This is a genomic window from Chamaesiphon sp. (assembly GCF_041738855.1).
GTDB lineage: Bacteria > Cyanobacteriota > Cyanobacteriia > Cyanobacteriales > Chamaesiphonaceae > Chamaesiphon.
This window is the reverse complement of sequence record NZ_JBGSPA010000177.1, coordinates 18,848-35,276: the sequence shown is the minus strand read 5'-3', so window position 1 is coordinate 35,276 and position 16,429 is coordinate 18,848. Positions and strand designations below refer to the sequence as shown.

16 protein-coding genes are annotated in these 16,429 nt (G+C 48.3%); 7 read left to right on the top strand and 9 right to left on the bottom strand.

Annotated features, from left to right (window positions below; all coding sequences use genetic code 11):
- Positions 1 to 34: 34 nt before the first annotated feature.
- The 4 genes from ACEW9I_RS18835 to rpmG all read right to left on the bottom strand — a co-directional run bounded on the left by ACEW9I_RS18835 (position 35) and on the right by rpmG (position 3,124).
- Positions 35 to 301, bottom strand: coding sequence for a TIGR02450 family Trp-rich protein (locus ACEW9I_RS18835; RefSeq protein WP_373541866.1), 267 nt, complete (start codon positions 299 to 301; stop codon positions 35 to 37).
- A 15-nt stretch (positions 302 to 316) separates the two neighbouring features.
- Positions 317 to 2,335, bottom strand: a complete 2,019-nt coding sequence (locus ACEW9I_RS18830) for a ribonuclease catalytic domain-containing protein (RefSeq protein ID WP_373541865.1) — start codon at positions 2,333 to 2,335, stop codon at positions 317 to 319.
- A gap of 334 nt (positions 2,336 to 2,669) precedes the next feature.
- Positions 2,670 to 2,885 carry a 30S ribosomal protein S18 gene (gene rpsR, locus ACEW9I_RS18825; RefSeq protein WP_373541864.1) on the bottom strand — a complete coding sequence of 72 codons (216 nt, stop codon included), beginning with the start codon at positions 2,883 to 2,885 and terminating at the stop codon, positions 2,670 to 2,672.
- 44 nt (positions 2,886 to 2,929) lie between these two features.
- Positions 2,930 to 3,124, bottom strand: a complete 195-nt coding sequence (gene rpmG / locus ACEW9I_RS18820) for a 50S ribosomal protein L33 (RefSeq protein ID WP_310427688.1) — start codon at positions 3,122 to 3,124, stop codon at positions 2,930 to 2,932.
- A 225-nt stretch (positions 3,125 to 3,349) separates the two neighbouring features.
- Between rpmG and ACEW9I_RS18815 the strand changes: the two genes are divergently transcribed.
- The 4 genes from ACEW9I_RS18815 (at position 3,350) to ACEW9I_RS18800 (ending at position 7,657) form a co-directional block, all read left to right on the top strand.
- Positions 3,350 to 4,087: a cytochrome c biogenesis protein CcdA gene (locus ACEW9I_RS18815; protein ID WP_373541863.1), complete on the top strand. Its 738-nt coding sequence runs from the start codon at positions 3,350 to 3,352 to the stop codon at positions 4,085 to 4,087.
- 30 nt (positions 4,088 to 4,117) lie between these two features.
- On the top strand, positions 4,118 to 5,521 hold the full coding sequence (locus tag ACEW9I_RS18810; protein WP_373541862.1) for a cytochrome c biogenesis protein: 1,404 nt from the start codon (positions 4,118 to 4,120) through the stop codon (positions 5,519 to 5,521).
- 466 nt (positions 5,522 to 5,987) lie between these two features.
- A complete protein-coding gene (locus ACEW9I_RS18805; RefSeq protein ID WP_373541861.1) occupies positions 5,988 to 6,344 on the top strand; it encodes a hypothetical protein in 357 nt (118 codons plus the stop codon).
- Positions 6,345 to 6,367: 23 nt separating this feature from the next.
- Entirely contained in the window at positions 6,368 to 7,657 is a 1,290-nt protein-coding gene (locus ACEW9I_RS18800) for a glucose-1-phosphate adenylyltransferase (RefSeq protein ID WP_373541860.1), read from the top strand.
- 206 nt (positions 7,658 to 7,863) lie between these two features.
- Here the strand turns inward: ACEW9I_RS18800 and ACEW9I_RS18795 are convergent, their stop codons facing one another.
- The 4 genes from ACEW9I_RS18795 to ACEW9I_RS18780 form a co-directional block, all read right to left on the bottom strand.
- A complete protein-coding gene (locus ACEW9I_RS18795; RefSeq protein WP_373541859.1) occupies positions 7,864 to 9,072 on the bottom strand; it encodes an NAD(P)/FAD-dependent oxidoreductase in 1,209 nt (402 codons plus the stop codon).
- A 303-nt stretch (positions 9,073 to 9,375) separates the two neighbouring features.
- Positions 9,376 to 11,202, bottom strand: a complete 1,827-nt coding sequence (locus ACEW9I_RS18790) for a tetratricopeptide repeat-containing serine protease family protein (protein ID WP_373541858.1) — start codon at positions 11,200 to 11,202, stop codon at positions 9,376 to 9,378.
- Positions 11,203 to 11,277: 75 nt separating this feature from the next.
- Positions 11,278 to 11,691, bottom strand: a complete 414-nt coding sequence (locus ACEW9I_RS18785) for a hypothetical protein (protein ID WP_373541857.1) — start codon at positions 11,689 to 11,691, stop codon at positions 11,278 to 11,280.
- A gap of 26 nt (positions 11,692 to 11,717) precedes the next feature.
- Positions 11,718 to 12,692, bottom strand: coding sequence for a glycosyltransferase family 2 protein (locus tag ACEW9I_RS18780; RefSeq protein WP_373541856.1), 975 nt, complete (start codon positions 12,690 to 12,692; stop codon positions 11,718 to 11,720).
- Positions 12,693 to 12,950: 258 nt separating this feature from the next.
- On the opposite strand from ACEW9I_RS18780, the gene ACEW9I_RS18775 reads away from it, so the two are divergent.
- On the top strand, positions 12,951 to 13,949 hold the full coding sequence (locus ACEW9I_RS18775) for an ATP-binding cassette domain-containing protein (RefSeq protein WP_373541855.1): 999 nt from the start codon (positions 12,951 to 12,953) through the stop codon (positions 13,947 to 13,949).
- On the opposite strand, the gene ACEW9I_RS18770 is transcribed toward ACEW9I_RS18775, so the two are convergent.
- A complete protein-coding gene (locus ACEW9I_RS18770) occupies positions 13,946 to 14,086 on the bottom strand; it encodes a hypothetical protein (protein ID WP_373541854.1) in 141 nt (46 codons plus the stop codon). The genes ACEW9I_RS18775 and ACEW9I_RS18770 overlap by 4 nt on opposite strands.
- A gap of 244 nt (positions 14,087 to 14,330) precedes the next feature.
- Here ACEW9I_RS18770 and cruF point away from each other — a divergent pair, with 244 nt between their 5' ends.
- Together cruF and cruG are read left to right on the top strand one after the other, a co-directional pair.
- Positions 14,331 to 15,212: a gamma-carotene 1'-hydroxylase CruF gene (cruF, locus tag ACEW9I_RS18765; RefSeq protein ID WP_373541853.1), complete on the top strand. Its 882-nt coding sequence runs from the start codon at positions 14,331 to 14,333 to the stop codon at positions 15,210 to 15,212.
- 30 nt (positions 15,213 to 15,242) lie between these two features.
- Complete coding sequence (cruG, locus tag ACEW9I_RS18760; RefSeq protein ID WP_373541852.1) at positions 15,243 to 16,424, top strand: 2'-O-glycosyltransferase CruG; 1,182 nt, start codon at positions 15,243 to 15,245, stop codon at positions 16,422 to 16,424.
- The last annotated feature ends 5 nt before the right edge of the window (positions 16,425 to 16,429 follow it).

Genomic DNA, 16,429 nt, shown 5'->3' with positions numbered 1-16,429 from the left:
TCGGTAGATTCGATCGAGCTTGACAAATTCAATTTTACTCTATTAGTACCAGCTCATCGTTATGACCCAATCCCATTTCCGCCAGCGATTGCCAGCCTGGTTTCCATTGGCTGGTGTCTTTGATGGCTTGGGCATTGATCCAAAACCGGACGTCAGGATCGCAGGATGAGACCATCTCGGCGAATACCCACTTGCCATCATGTTTGCGGTTGACTACTTGAAAGTGTCGCCAGCCCCACATTTTTTGGGTAGCCGTCCACTTTGAGCCAAGGAGATGTGGGAATTTTTGTTTTTTTGGCATGATTAATCGTTACTTTTAAGCGGCATAGTCACTCGATTGACGCGCGATCTCGCGCAGATGAATGATGTCCTGACGCGGATCGGCTAAAGCTACCTGTACTTGGATCTGTTCGCCTGCGGCGATCCAGCGATTGAATTTCATCGCCAATTCAATTCCCAGTTCTTCGATCAAGATCAGGGCGAGACTTTCATCTTCACGCAACCAGCGTAAGAAGATCGCGTCCCATTCGCGATCGCCAGATCGATTGAGGTATTCTAGTGTCCAATAGCGATTGGTTTGGCGTTCGACCATGATTGCTTCATAGATATTCGTCCCCAATCCCAGCATGATTTCCTGCAATCGCTCGACTGTAAATGGTAACTCATCGCCCCGCAGGTGGGCTTTGATTTGGTAATGAGCCAGTAAATCTGTATAGCGGCGAATCGGCGATGTCACCTGTGAATAGGTATTGAGACCCAAGCTAGCATGTCTGGATGGTGTGGTTGCCATTTCACTACGGGGCATACAGCGACGGATGGCACAGGAGCGGGCGGGACCGACGGGGATGAGGATCAGTTCTTCTTCGGGTGGGAGTTCGGGCTGGGGCTGTCCGCGATAGGGGAGGGGGAGGGCGTTGTCTTGTCCGTATCTGGCAGCGACTTCACCAGCCAAAATCATCATTTCCGCTACTAGTTTCCGCGCGCGATTGTCTTCGATTAGATCGATCGAGACTTCATCACCGCTGACTTTGACCGTAGACTCTGGCATGTTGATATTGATGGAGCCTTGGGAGAGTCGCCACTGTGTGCGGAGCCTGGAGGCTTGGGCGAGGGATTCGATTTCCATCTCGCCCGGAATCCGTAGTTGGAGCATTTCCTCCACATCTTCATAAGTGAGACGATAAGTCGGCTCGATCGTACTCGGAGTGATAGTATATTCTGCCACCGCACCGCTCGGATCGAGGATCACCCCAAAACTCAAGGCACAACACTTTTGACCCTGCCGCAGGCTCATGGGACCTGTAGCTAGGTCGGGTGAGAACATCGGAATCATCCCCGTCGGGAGATAAATTGTGACCGAGCGTTTTCGCGCTTCGAGATCGAATTCATCTTCAGGCGACAATAATCGCGTCGGATCGGCGATATGAATCCACAACTTTTGGCGTCCATCTGGCAATAACTCTACACTCAAACCATCATCGATTTCTTGAGTACTTTCATCATCGATGGTATATACCTTCAACCGTGTCAAGTCGAGGCGGCGATCTGCGTCGAGATCGACAGGCGGATTGGTGAGTAATTCATGCGCCACAGTTTGTATCTTGTGTGAGAAGTGAACGGGAGTCTGAGCGCGACGCAGATGGATATTTTCATGGATGCTCCACCACCCCAATTCTACCAGCAGCGTGAATACTGATTGCTGAGTTTGCGATCGACCCAGGGCGGTGAGATATTCACCCAACTTTTGCGGGGGTAGATCGGGATTGAGGACGTACTTTTCGAGGACTTCTAGTCGCTGTTTATCGGTATCTTCCCAGGTGACGGGCGTACCCAAGAGCTGCTGCTGGACGCGCTCGATGAATCCTTGTTGTTCGCGTTCTCTTTGCTCTTTGATAGTGGCTTGATGCCTGAGTTCTACTACTTGGGCGCGACTGCGCGGTTCGTATTTGTCTTCTTTTTTGTTTTTAAAGTAGACTTTATCGTCTGAGAGCAGGACGTGAGCCGCATAGCACAGAGCGGGAGTGCGATCGGAATATAATAAGTCTGCCAAGGTGGGTGGATCGACTATTTCCCCGTCTGCTACCAACATTTCCCACGCTACTTCTAGGCTCTCAGGATCGATATTTGGTGCGACTGCGGCGGTAAATCGATCGATTTCGGCTGGCTGCTTGTAAGTTACTCCAGCTACTTCATAGGTGATATCACGCGGATGGAGTGTATGTGATTGTGTCCGAGCATCGATCGCGATCCAGTGTTTTTTCCCTTCTGGACGATCGGCTATGGCTAGACGGCGTTCTCCGTTATGCCAAAATTCGACTAGAGTTCCCTTCTCCACCCCTATTATCTTCCTTTAGTAACAGTTAGTTGTTACGTGTTATTTGGTTGCAATTAGTTTCAAGTTCGTTCGCGTAGCATCTCCAGCAGGAGAATTTGTACCGAGCGGCTGCTGCGACAACGCTTGTGAAGCTAACATCTCTATTTTACGGCGATCGCGGCTTGGCGGCTAGATCTATAGCCAGGAATGTGAAGAATGAAGCAAGCTTGGAAACCTAGAGCTACTAGCGATCCTCATTCCTCATCCCTTTGGCGATTAGCCTTCGACGTTGATAAAGGGCATCAAGGCGATTTGACGAGAGCGTTCGATCGCAAGCGTCAACCCCCAATTAAGTTTAGCCTTCGACGTTGATAAAGGGCATCAAGGCGATTTGACGAGAGCGTTTGATCGAAAGCGTCAGATCTCTTTGTTGCTTGGCGGTTAAGCCAGTAATTCGACGCGGTAAGATCTTGCCACGTTCGGTCACATACTTACGTAGTAAATCTACGTCTTTGTAGTCGATCGGATCTCCGGGCTTGATGGGTGATAATCGTTTGCGAAAGTAAGCCATTTCTAGTGAATTAATGAATAGTGGATGGTGGATAGTGAACGGTGCTATTTGATTTCTTTGTGTGTCGTGTGCTTGTTGCAGTAACGACAGAACTTGCTCAACTCTAGCCGTGCGGTGGTGTTCCGACGGTTCTTCATAGTTGTGTAGCGGGATACACCAGCAGAGCGTTTGGCAGTATTACTGCGACACTCGGTGCATTCCAACGTGATGATAATACGAACGCCCTTTTTGGCTGCCATAATCTTTACAGACCCAACGCGGGAATAAAATAAACACAGTCTACAATTATCTCACGACTCTGACTCGATCGGCAACTAGTTACTCATGATGGGTGTCGGCACATTTACCATAGATGCAGAAATCGACCGACGAGATCGGTATCTCAGCCAGTGATGCGCCGACAGTAACCAACGCGACCATTCGATCGTTTGTATAATAGCGATCGGGAATACTTTTGACCATTTATGCCAACGATCGATCTTCAGACCGGATTATATCAACTCGAACACTTTGCCGATCGATTGGTGACCGAGCAACTTACTCAAATTACCTGGGTATCTGTCGCCACGATCTTCGCGGCGGGATTGCTGACTAGTCTGACACCCTGTACATTATCGATGCTCCCGATTACGATCGGCTATATCGGCGGCTACGAATCCAAAAGCCGCTGGCAAGCTGCACTCCAATCGACATGTTTCTGTGGGGGCATCGCGACAACTCTGGCTGGATTGGGTATTTTTGCGGCGGTAGTTGGTAAAGTATACGGTCAAATTGGCTTGGGATTACCGATCTTTGTCAGTTTAGTGGCGATTCTGATGGGGCTAAATCTCCTCGAAGCCTTGCCTTTCCAACTTCCCGATTTTGGCGGGATGGGTTGGATTCCCAAGAATTTACCCAACGGTGCGCGCTCTTATCTATTAGGAGTGACGTTTGGGTTAGTCGCATCGCCTTGCAGCACACCAGTTTTAGCAACTTTACTGGCTTGGGTGAGTAGTACTGGTGATATTGGGTTGGGTGCTGGTTTTTTACTAGCATACACCGCTGGTTATGTGGCACCATTGATACTAGCAGGTACATTTACGGCGGCAATCAAAAAGTTGTTGGAAGTGCGTAAATGGTCTGGATGGATTACCCCGACTAGTGGTGTGCTATTGATTGGGTTTGGGGTATTTTCTTTGTTAACTAGAATTCCTAGCTTTTAAGATCTGAATAACTGATAGCTGAATACAAGAATGGCGATCGAATCTAACGTAACTCCAACTAATTTCTGGCAGATCCCCCAACAGTGGTGGCGGAAGAAAATCGTACCAGTAATTGCCAATCTCAAATTTGCGATCGCGCTGGTACTAATTATCGCAGTCTTGAGTATTACTGGCACCGTCATCGAGCAGGGAGAGACGCCAGGATTTTATCAAACTAACTATCCCGAACATCCAGCTTTATTTGGTTTTCTAACTTGGAAAGTAATTCAAGTTATTGGCTTAGACCATGTATATCGAACTTGGTGGTATTTAGGATTATTGGTGTTATTTGGTATTAGCCTGATGACTTGTACATTTACCACTCAATTACCGATGCTCAAATCGGCACGGAAGTGGAAATTTTATGACAATCCTAAATTCTTTCACCGATTGGCTCTTAGTGCCGAAATTGACGATCGAGATTTGGATGCACTTACCTTACAGCTCCAATCTCAGAAATACCAGATTTTTACTGAAGGAGACAAACTTTACGCCCGAAAGGGATTGATTGGCAAGATTGGGCCAATCGTCGTACATATCGGGATGATTCTGACTCTGTTGGGCGGCGTTTGGGGCGCAATGACAGGATTTCTCGCTCAAGAAATGGTGCCGAGTGGTGAGACATTTCAAGTTAAAAATATTCTCGACGCGGGGCCATTGGCACGTAATCAAATCCCTAAAGATTGGTCGGTGAAAGTCAATCGCTTCTGGATTGAATATACACCTTTAGGGACGATCGATCAATTTTATTCAGATTTATCAGTAATCGATAATGATAGCAAAAAGGAACTCGATCGGCAGACGATTCATGTCAACAAACCATTGAAATATGATGGGGTATATTACTACCAAACTGACTGGTCGATTTCGGGTGTCAAAGTCAGAATTAATAACAGTCCGATTTTTAGACTCCCGATGGCACAGTTGGGACAAGGCGTTCAAAACCGAATTTGGGGAACGTGGATTCCTACCAAGCCAGATTTGAGCGAAGGTGTCTCGCTCCTCGCCAAAGACTTACAGGGGACATTATTGGTCTACGATACTAAAGGTCAATTGGTGTCTAGCGTGCGTGCTGGCAGCTCCTTAGAGGTCAATGGGGTCACGCTCAAAGTCCTCGAAGTCATCGGCGGTACGGGCTTGCAGATCAAAGCCGATCCTGGAATTCCGATCGTGTATTTGGGCTTTGGTTTGTTGATGCTCGGCGTGGTGATGAGCTATTTCTCCCATTCCCAAATTTGGGCGGTAGTCAAGGATGGTAAATTGTACCTGGGTGGGCGCACCAATCGCGCTCAGGTCGTGTTCGAGCGCGAAACGATCGACATTATCGAACGACTCCAATCCGCACCTACAATTGACGTTAACAGCGATTCACAGGTGCCGACAGCAGTCAACTAAGTTTTGGCTGACAATCTCGATCTTGAGGGTGAGGAGATTACTGAAATGACGCTAAGTCAACTCAACTCAAATCTGCTCGAATCCTTGTTGTCAACTGTCTACACCTGTGTTAACTTAGCAATAGGTAGTAAATAACCCGCTGTCTAGTACAGCTATCCAATTATTAAATTAGGAGGTGGTGCCCATGATCGAGAGTAGTACACGTCTGGGTCTCGAAACTGGAGTTAGCCGGCTGAGTGCTGGGACTGTCCTCTAGTAAACTTATCGGTTTGTCTATAGAATCGTTCTAGATTCACTCCTGTCTTGTTTGTAGAGTTTCTCTCAGCAGCCAGGTTCCAGCGAACAGACCCCCTAGACCGCTCCTATTACTAGTACTGAGATTTTAGAATCTTATCTAGTAGTAGGAGCGGATAGTTTTTGACATCGATAATCGAGTTTAGAACTGTTAGAAAGTCATATTTTGACTGTGCCGATTGCTTGGCTTCAGACCGATGATGCGATCGAGTGTTCATTAGGAACAGAAGTGGTTTTCGATAAATTTGAGATCGGCATTTGCGGGCGTAAAAGTGCGATTCAGCCCAGTAGCTCCAATTGGCAAGCGATCGATCGTGCCCCGCAGGGATTGCGAGATCGAAGGGAAATCGATCGGACAGTGGTTAAAGTAATTACCAATTCTGGCGAGAAAGTAGCAGAAAATACCGATCGGAGCAACCCGAAAGTACCCAAGTTATCAGATGATAGAGGGTGTCTAGGTCGATATTGTGAGGGCGATCGTGGTAGAAATACCAGTTACGTCCGCAGCGATCTCGATCGATCCAGTTAGGATCGGTATTTTTAGAGGTTTTTATGAAAAAAGTTTTAGCAATCGTTTTAGGTGGTGGTGCGGGTACCAGGTTGTATCCCCTAACCAAACTGCGGGCAAAACCTGCCGTACCATTGGCTGGTAAATATCGGTTGATCGATATCCCTGTGAGCAACTGTATCAATTCCGAGATTTTCAAAATCTATGTGCTGACGCAATTTAACTCCGCTTCACTGAATCGGCACTTAGCCCGCGCTTACAATTTTTCGGGATTTAGCGATGGCTTTGTCGAAGTCCTCGCCGCCCAACAAACCAAGGACAGTCCTGACTGGTTCCAGGGTACCGCCGATGCAGTGCGTCAGTACCTATCGATCGTCGAGGATTGGGATGTCGAGGAAGTGGTGATCCTATCTGGCGATCACCTGTATCGGATGGATTATCGGTTATTTGTCGAACGTCACCGCACTACCAATGCTGATATTACCCTGTCCGTAGTACCGATCGGCGAGAAAAATGCTTCGGAATTTGGACTGATGAAAATCGATCCATCTGGACGCGTGGTCGAATTCAGTGAGAAGCCCAAAGGTGACGCGCTCAAGCACATGCAGGTCGATACGACCAAATTGGGTCTCAATGCCGAGCAAGCCGCTGAGAAGCCCTATATTGCCTCTATGGGTATTTATGTTTTCAAGAAGCAAGTGCTGGTAGATTTACTCAAAAAATCGCTGGAACAGACCGATTTCGGGAAGGAAATCATTCCTGGTGCGGCGGCTACTCACAATATTCAAGCTTACTTATTTGATGGCTACTGGGAAGATATCGGGACGATCGAATCCTTCTATGATGCCAATCTCGCCCTCACAGAGCAACCGACGCCCGCATTTAGCTTCTACGACGAGAAGTCACCAATTTACACCCGCTCTCGTTACCTTCCTCCCTCGAAGTTATTGGACTCCCAGATCACCGAATCCATGATCGGCGAAGGTTGTATCATCAAACAATGTCGCATCCACCACTCAGTACTGGGTGTGCGATCGCGTGTGATGGATGGGTGTACGATCGAAGATTCGCTGCTGATGGGTGCTGACTTCTACGAACCCGCCCCCGAGCGCAAAACTCACGCTGAAACTGGTGGCATCCCCATTGGGATCGGTGCCAATACGACGATTCGTCGCGCCATCATCGACAAAAATGCGCGGATCGGTGCTGATGTGATGCTGATCAACAAAGAAGGTGTCGAAGAAGCCCTCCGCGAAGACCAAGGTTTCTTGATTCGCAGTGGGATTGTCGTCGTACTCAAGAATGCGACTATTCCGAATGGGACAATTGTTTAGGTTTTAGGTTTTAGGCTTTAGGCTTTAGGAAATTTTAGGGATTAGGCTTTAGGTATTAGGTCTTAGGTGTTAGGTATTAGGTGTTAGGTGTTAGGGATTGGAACATTAGCAAGACACCAAAAGCCCAGAGCCTTTCTCCTATAGCCTAACGCGTAGCTACTACCTTTTCCCCTAAGACCTAAAGCCTAAAGCCTAATACCTAAAGCCTAACTCAAAAGCTTTACCAATGGCTGTGTCAACCAATTGAAACCAACTTTGAGTTGATGTTCCAGGGTGGGGAGACGATAGAGGTAAACGAGCCGACGGGTGAGATAGGCGAGTGGGCCATCGAGTTGAATTCCCAAGCCAGATAGCACGGCGTTATTGTCACCCAATACCATCATTTCGCCGAGATCGGTATAGCGAAATGGTAGCAATGGTCGATCGGTTAGTGATGACCACACATTCCAAGCGACAAAATCAGACTGCTGAAATGCGACTTGAGCGGTGCTAGGTATAAATTTACCATCGGTTTCCAGCACTGCCGCAGCATCGCCGAGCGCAAAGATTTCGGGACGATCGAGGACTTGAAGTTTGTCTGAAACAGCGATCTTTCCTTGGGCATTTAGTGATAGTCCCAGGTGATTGATGGCGGGACTCACCTGATTGCCGACAGTCCACATTACTACCTCCACCGGAATGATATCGGTTTGCCCTTTGTAAATTAGCCCGATTGAGTCAGCCGTAATTTCGGAAACGTTAGTTTCGAGGTCCACCCAGATGCCCCGCTGTTCTAGAGCCTTGAGGGCGGCATTCCGGTTGAATTCAGTGGCGTTTGGTAAGATTTTATCGCGTGACTGGATCAGGCGGATGCGTCCCCGCTCTTTGAGCCTGTCGGCAAGTTTGCAAGCGACTTCGACGCCAGTATAGCCAGCACCGACGATCGCAATCCGAATTTTTTCGGTAGTAGCTGCTTCGAGGATTCGCAACTTGGCATCTAGTTTGTACGCATCCTCAAGCGATCGAAATGAGATCGTATGTTCGCTCACGCCAGCAACGCTATCCGATGGCGTTTCACAGCCCAGCGCGAGTACCAGCCGATCGTAACCAATCTCTGTCCCATCTGTCAAAGTCACCGAGTTGGGGGCTGGGTGGGTGGGATCTTCCGTGTGCGGGAGCTGCTTGACTGCTCCTTGCACAAACCGAATATCCGTGCCTTTGAGGAGTTCGGCAAATGGCGGCGCGATCTCCCAACCCTGCATTTCACCTGTAATCAACTCATACAGCAGGGGTGTGAATACAAAATTGGTTTGGCGATCGATCAGCGTGATTTCTGGCTTTTGTCCGGGTTCCCAAGCCAGTTGATTCAATTTGAGGGCAGTATACAAACCACCAAATCCCCCACCGAGGATACAGATACGCGGTACTGAAGTCATAATTCAATAATGTTTGGCGATCGACGTGGAGCTTCTTCATTAACTGTAACAATTCTGAGACTTGTCGGTTGACTCTCCAGCGGTTCGGTTAACCAGCGGTTAAAACCGCCGCTACTAGTGTTGCAGAGTCAGTATCGGTGGATTAACACTAGCGAAGATGTTGCTTTAACCGCATGTGTTGCAGTCAAGACAGCGACTGAAATCACGCGGAGGTTTCCTGGCACATGTGTTTCAGTCAAGACAGGCAGACTTTGCATCTGTAGGCGCGACTTCAGTCGCTGGCACAGTAGGTAGCAACTCTCGCTACTGTACCAATCTCAAGAGCGTCATCACCTCTTGATAAGATTCACGATTGCCGCGTTTTTGGTAAAGATTAGCAGCCTGTTGGAGTGCCAGCTTGGCTTGAGTGCGATCGAGCAAGCCGATATATGATGCCCCTTTGATAAAATACGAATCAGGCGATACCCCGTTGATAGCGATCGCCCGATTGGCATCGGCGATCGATCGTCCAAAATCTTTGCGGTAGATGTAGTAGACAGCACGTCCCTGGTAGCCTGTCTCACTATTGGGATTGATTTGGAGGGCTTTTTCGACATCAGCATAACCTTGCTGGAAGTTTTGCTGCTGCATATAGGCGATGCCGCGATAAGCATAAACAGCATCATAGTTGGGCTTGATTTCGAGTGCGCGGTTGAACTGCACGATCGCGCGAGGATAGTCTTTGAGGGCAGCATAAGCCTGTCCGCGTAGACTATAACCGATCGGATTCCTGGGACTAATCGAGATCGCTTTAGCTAGATCGGTAAATCCTGCATCTTTTTTACCAGCATTTACCTTGATAAATCCGCGATAAGCGTAGGCGAGAAAACTATTACGATTAATTTGGAGAGCGCGGTTGAAGTCTGAGTCAGAACTTTGTGGGTCGCCAATCAGGTATTTGGCGACTGCGCGGACGCTATAAGCATCGCCGAGGTTGGGATCGATCGCCAGTGCGCGGTTTATCGATCTAATTGCTTTGTTGGGATCGGCGTACTGCATCTCGCCAAAGCCGCGATAAAAATAGCTCCGCGCACTCTGAGGATTGAGCGAGATCGCCCGATCCAGATCGATAAAAGCTCCTTGAGAATCCCCGATCCCGATTTTGCCAGCTCCTCTGAGGGCATAAGCATCGTCAGAGTTGGGGTTGAGTTTCAATGCTAGAGCGGCATCGCGGATCGCTTCCGAGCTATTCTCCAGATAGAGATTGGCTTCAGCTCTAGCGATGTAGGCTGCTGTGTAGTTGGGCTTGCTGGCGATCGCCCGATCGAATCCGGCGATCGCGCCTGGATAGTCGCCTTGAGTAAATTTGGTAGCAGCAGTTACAAAGAAATCATCGGCGGTGGTACTTTGCGGCTGTGTGGCGATCGCTGGCGCAGTCTGCCCCCCCAGTTTTACCCCCATCGTGCTCGCCATGTTGATGAATGTCCGCGCCGGAATACCCAAATTAAATCCAGTTTTGACCCAGACATTGGCATTGACAGCCGATGGTTGGGTTTTTGCTTGGACATCGCCTCTACCATGAATGGCAATTAGTTCGCCGCGCTCGTTTAATACGGGGCCACCACTCATCCCTGGCAAGGTATTGCAGCTATAAACGATCGAGTAACCATTATCGAACGGCTTAGAGCTATTGGCGGTCACCTTGCCATCACTGAAGGTATATACTGACTCGGAGATCGCCGCAGTCGCCAGCGGAAATCCAGCGACATAAGCTAGACTACCCTCTACCGCGCTATTGGAATCACCAATTTTGACCACTGGATAGGAGCGATTACTCTGAAACTTGACGATCGCGAGATCGATGTTGCCCTTGGGTGACAATTGCCGCCCACTGACTGGGTATTTTTGACCATCCTCGAACTCGATGGTGTACTGACGATCGGCTTTTTTGACAACGTGAGCAGCAGTCAAGACGGTGTAAGTATTGCCCGTCCGATCGATAATTGCGCCCGAGCCGCGATCGGTTGGTGTTCTGATTGCCACCGTGACGCTTTTGGCGATTTTGGCTACTTCTGTTGGCGACATTGGCGTAGCCGGTAGCACAATAATTAATGGAGCGATGATGCCACCCGCAGCCAGCCAAGTTTTCATAAGTGCGTTCGGATTGGTTTGAATATAGTATGGGCAGACGGCACCGCGCGATCGCTGTGTACTAACTTACACTAGTTATGGATATTTTAGTCCCGCACGACCTTGGATTTGGTCATAAATTAGATATCCGTTGCCGATGACGATCGTTAACATAATCGCGATTAAAGCAAATTTAAATAGACCTAAACTCAATTTGCTAAATTTATGATTTCCAGGGATCGGGAATCTCAGCCACGCTAATAGTCGCTCAGTCCCCAATAAGACGATGACCGACCAAGCCAACCCAGATAAGCACATCAATAATGTGACGGCAACTTGAGTGAAGGTGAGACGATCGAGCGGTAGATTATAAGTAGTCTCAGATCTACTGTCGTCTGGATGAACTGGATAGCCAACTAGTGAAAAAGAGAACGCACTTATCAACAAATCAATCAATAATGTTGTACCGATCCAAAGTAGTAAGATAAATTGTCTAATTTTTTTATTCATGCTAGTTGCTACTGCGATCGCCGCTATCAACTGTCAACTGTCAACTGTTTTAGACTTGCTTGATAGGCGCGATGGACTTCTTGGACGCTATATTGATTGAGGAAAATTCGGGCGAACTGCTCGGCTAATTGCGGATTGCCACGATCGATCGACCACTGCATGAGTGGTTTCAGCGTGCGTTCGTTGAGCGCGCCACCAAGTGAGAGGATATTCCACAAGATGCGATGAAAAACTGTCATTTGAATCATGATTTTTACATCGAGATTGGGATGCTTTTTGTAAAAAACTACCCCCATTTTGCCACGTTCCAATTCTTGTTCGATCAGCCGAGGAATCCGATCGAGTGAGAAAGCTGGATGCCAGTGATAACCGACAGCTTCGGGACATTTGACCATTTCAATGCCTTGGTGCTTGAGCCGGACACCTAGTTCCAAATCTTCCCAGCCATATAGATCGAAACCCAGATCGAATAAACCAACTTCGAGCAACCAATGTCTGGAGATCGCGACATTAGTAGTGGCAAAATAAGCATTGGAAAAGTCGAGCAGCTTATAAGGTTCGGCTGTCGGATTTTCAAAATTGGCGGTATTAATGACTGCACCATAAGTAAAGACGCGATCGTCACCCAATACTTGTTGTTTCTGTAATAGTGCCGCAGCGTGACATTGGAGAAATGTAGGCGTGACTACAATATCACTATCGATAAAAATAATCGTGTCCCCTTGCGCCTGCTCGACACCCAAATTGCGGGCGGCTGAAGCCCCTTTGTGCGCTTGTTCGTAGATCTTGAGATGTGGCAATTCATTAGTGCTATTTCGCAACCACTCGATCGTCCCATCACTCGAACCATCATCGACGACAACGATCTCGTAGTCAGTCACCAGTTGCGGATCGCAGGTTTGAATTTCCAGTGCTCTCAGGCATTTCTGGAGAATGGGGAGTCTATTGTAAGTAGGAATAACGATACTAAAAAACACCGATCTTGTCCTCATGGTTGACATTGCACAAACAAGGATAGGTAGTTTAGACACTACCATCCTATCGTAATTTTACGACCCGCTCTCCTGTCTGAGAGTTTCCCAATAGCCGATCTAATTTCCCACTAGATCGAGACGGTGGCTCATCAACGTGCAGATCCAGAGCCGATTCAGCTCTAGTGAGAATAGTTTATAGTGTTAAGTGGTGCTGCTGCGATGATTGTTGCGACCGATCCGGACAGTTGAGCTAGTAGCGCGGGTGGAAATTTAGATGCGGTGTGCATGGCTAGTATTAGTGTCGATCGCCTGAGCAAAATTTACCCTGTTGCTATCAAAGAGCCAGGTTTGCAGGGTACCCTCAAGCATTTTTTCCAACGCACGTACAAGCAAATTAATGCGGTGCAAAATGTGTCATTTGAGATTGCAGCGGGCGAAGTTGTCGGATTTTTGGGCGCAAATGGAGCTGGCAAAACTACCACACTCAAGATGCTCAGTGGTTTGATCCGCCCATCTACAGGCATAGTCAAAGTAGGTGGGCAAATTCCATTCCGGCGCGAAGCTGCTTTCCTGAAGCAAATTACCCTCGTCATGGGGCAAAAACAACAGTTGATTTGGGATTTACCCGCGCTGGATTCGCTCAAGATCAATGCTGCTGTCTACGGTTTGAGCGATCGTACTGCGGCATTCCGCATCCAAGAATTGGCAGAAATGCTCTCGATCCAAGGTAAGCTCACCCAACCCGTGCGGAAGTTGTCACTGGGCGAACGGATGAAAGCCGAGCTACTGGCGGCACTACTTCACGAGCCACAGGTGCTATTTCTCGACGAGCCGACACTGGGATTGGATGTCAATGCACAAGTGGCAGTACGGCAATTCTTACGAGAGTACAATCAGCGATATAACGCCACAATCCTGCTGACTAGTCATTACATGGCAGATATTACCGCCCTGTGCGATCGGGTATTGGTAATCAATCAAGGGCAATTAATTTATGATGGCAATCTCAATGGTTTAGTCGATCGCTTTTCACCCTGTCGGGAAGTCAATATCGAATTTGCCCATGTTTATCCCCGCGAGAAGTTGGCACTATATGGAGATGTCCAAGCGGTTGAAGGCGCGTCAGTAAGATTTTTAGTAACTCAAGAAATGCTCACTAAAACCGTCTCTCAAATATTAGGCGAATTAGAAGTAGTAGATCTCAGTATTACCGATCCACCGATCGATGATGTCATCGGTCAAATCTTTCAATCTGGTACTGCCGAAACAACCAAAGCTGCCTAACTTGTCATTACGAGTAAGATCGCGATCGCACTAAGCTGAAAGAAATTAGCCCAACGGCGATCTCGATGTGAGCCACCAGATCTCATTGCCAAAATGGCAAGTACGATCCCGATCCCGATCGCGAGCAAAATTAACATTGACACCATATTCTTACCCAACAAGCATCAATTTTTTAGCGACAGCATTACATTACACAATACTACTTAGTAAATATTTGTAAACTAGTAACTGAACTCGATCCAGCTCGCAGATTGGGTCGTTTTAGAGTGTCATTCTTCAGTTACTTGAGGTCAAATTGCCAGCAGGCGACCCGCAAACTGAAGATGACGTCGCGGGTATTCGAGCTGGACGAGCTATCCACATCAAATTAGGTCGCGATCTATGGAAAAACTTATACGTGTCGAACGAACACTTCTGATCGGTCATATTATCTCCATGGCATTTGGTCTGGCTGGGATACTGGTAGTATTACCGAATCCTGACATCATCAATGCCTTACCCGAGATCGGGAAAACGGCTCTGCCAATATCGATGGCAGGTGGGGGGGTAGTCTACATGATACTGGGCACGGCAGCAGTGGCAGTATATGCTTATCGAACGCTGGGTCTATGGCATTGTCTGGGATTTATGATTCCCGCGATCGGACTATCTCTAGTCAGTGAGTTGTTGGGCACGAGTACTGGATTTCCATTTGGACATTATCACTACCTATCTGGATTGGGCTACAAAATCGCGGGACTGGTGCCCTTCACGATTCCCCTGTCGTGGTTCTATATCGGTTTTAGTGCCTACGTCATCGCCCGAGCTGGACTGGAACGGTTCAATCTCCCTCAATTGGTCAAATATATCGGCGCGATCGGTTTTGGTTCGCTATTACTGACTTCATGGGATTTTGTGCTCGATCCGGCAATGAGTCAGACTAGTATGTCATTCTGGGTCTGGGAACAGCCAGGGCCATTTTTTGGAATGCCCTACGAGAATTTTACAGGTTGGTTTGGGACGGGTGTGGTGTTTATGACCGCTGCTACTTTCATCTGGCGATTGAAGCCGTTGACTTTACCCGATCGCGATTTGGGCTTACCGTTGGCTGTTTATCTGGCTAATTTTGCCTTTGCGACGGTGATGAGTTTAGCCGCAGGCATCTATATTCCGATTTTGTTGGGATTGGTACTAGGAATTTTGCCGCTGCTAGTGTTTTATCAAATGGCAACTACTCAATCCAAAGCCAGCGCGTCCGAACGATTGGAAGCAGAAGTGATCTAGCATAGTTACCATCAACAATGAGCAAGCTGAGTGAATGAGGAAATATTAGGAGCTGTTGCCTTGGGATTATTGCTATGCCAGGGCGCGGCGAGTGCGATCTTGCTGTCTCGGTTGGTGAAGGGGGCGGTACGACGTCCACCACTGACACCGAGCAGCTCGACACCCGATCGATCGCGCAGCGTGAGTGTGGTAGTACCGACACTCAATGAAGTCGATCGGATTGCACCTTGTCTAGCGGGATTGAGTCAGCAAGGCAACGAGGTGCGAGAGATTTTGATTGTCGATAGTAATTCCCAGGATGGTACGCGCGATCGCGTCACGGCGGCGGCGGTGGAGGACTCCCGCTTCCAGCTCCTCACGGACGATCCGTTACCTGCTGGTTGGGTGGGTCGTCCCTGGGCGTTGCATTATGGATTCTTGGCTAGTGCGCCTGAGAGTGAATGGGTGCTGGGTGTCGATGCGGATACACAGCCTCAGCCAGGGCTAGTTGCCAGTCTGATCGCCGCTGCGATCGAAGAGGGCTACGATCTAGTCTCATTGTCACCCCAATTTATCCTCACCGATTTGGGGGAATGGTGGTTGCAACCTGCGCTATTGATGACGCTCCTCTATCGGTTTGACTCGTCAGGAGTGAGAAATCAACCACCAGATCGGGTGATGGCAAATGGACAATGTTTCCTCTGTCGTCGTCAGGTATTGGTACAGTTGGGTGGCTATACTAGCGCGGCGGGTTCTTTTTGTGATGATGTCACCCTGGCACGTAATGCTGCAAAACAAGGTTTTAAAGTAGGATTTCTGGACGGCGCGCAGGTAATTCGGGTGCGAATGTATGCGGGGATCGCTGAAACTTGGCGAGAATGGGGTCGCTCGCTCGATCTCAAGGATGCGACGACACGGACTCAGTTATGGAGCGATTTGGCTTTATTATTCCTCGTCCAAGGGCTACCGCTACCGTTAACTCTGACGATCTGGAGTGGTTGGGGCTGGGGGGATTCATTTCTGACTTTACAGTTATTATTTGCGCTAAATCTATTTTTAGTAGCGATCCGATTTGCCTTACTACTCGCAATTTATCCCTCTTATTATCGAGAGAAGTTTTCGCTCGCGGCGTTGTCATTTTGGTTGTCACCACTTGCCGATCCCTTTGCCGTTCTCCGCATCTTTATTTCGGCAATTCAGACACCGAAACAATGGCGAGGGAGAATTTATTGAACTTG

Excerpts from the sequence above, each read along its gene's own strand:
- ACEW9I_RS18775 (WP_373541855.1), top strand. The coding sequence starts at position 12,951 with ATGGCTAGTATTAGTGTCGATCGCCTGAGCAAAATTTACCCTGTTGCT.
- ACEW9I_RS18780 (WP_373541856.1), bottom strand. The coding sequence starts at position 12,692 with ATGTCAACCATGAGGACAAGATCGGTGTTTTTTAGTATCGTTATTCCT.
- ACEW9I_RS18795 (WP_373541859.1), bottom strand. The coding sequence starts at position 9,072 with ATGACTTCAGTACCGCGTATCTGTATCCTCGGTGGGGGATTTGGTGGT.
- ACEW9I_RS18815 (WP_373541863.1), top strand. The coding sequence starts at position 3,350 with ATGCCAACGATCGATCTTCAGACCGGATTATATCAACTCGAACACTTT.
- cruF (WP_373541853.1), top strand. The coding sequence starts at position 14,331 with ATGGAAAAACTTATACGTGTCGAACGAACACTTCTGATCGGTCATATT.
- ACEW9I_RS18810 (WP_373541862.1), top strand. The coding sequence starts at position 4,118 with ATGGCGATCGAATCTAACGTAACTCCAACTAATTTCTGGCAGATCCCC.
- ACEW9I_RS18835 (WP_373541866.1), bottom strand. The coding sequence starts at position 301 with ATGCCAAAAAAACAAAAATTCCCACATCTCCTTGGCTCAAAGTGGACG.
- ACEW9I_RS18770 (WP_373541854.1), bottom strand. The coding sequence starts at position 14,086 with ATGTTAATTTTGCTCGCGATCGGGATCGGGATCGTACTTGCCATTTTG.
- ACEW9I_RS18785 (WP_373541857.1), bottom strand. The coding sequence starts at position 11,691 with ATGAATAAAAAAATTAGACAATTTATCTTACTACTTTGGATCGGTACA.
- ACEW9I_RS18790 (WP_373541858.1), bottom strand. The coding sequence starts at position 11,202 with ATGAAAACTTGGCTGGCTGCGGGTGGCATCATCGCTCCATTAATTATT.
- rpmG (WP_310427688.1), bottom strand. The coding sequence starts at position 3,124 with ATGGCAGCCAAAAAGGGCGTTCGTATTATCATCACGTTGGAATGCACC.
- ACEW9I_RS18800 (WP_373541860.1), top strand. The coding sequence starts at position 6,368 with ATGAAAAAAGTTTTAGCAATCGTTTTAGGTGGTGGTGCGGGTACCAGG.
- rpsR (WP_373541864.1), bottom strand. The coding sequence starts at position 2,885 with ATGGCTTACTTTCGCAAACGATTATCACCCATCAAGCCCGGAGATCCG.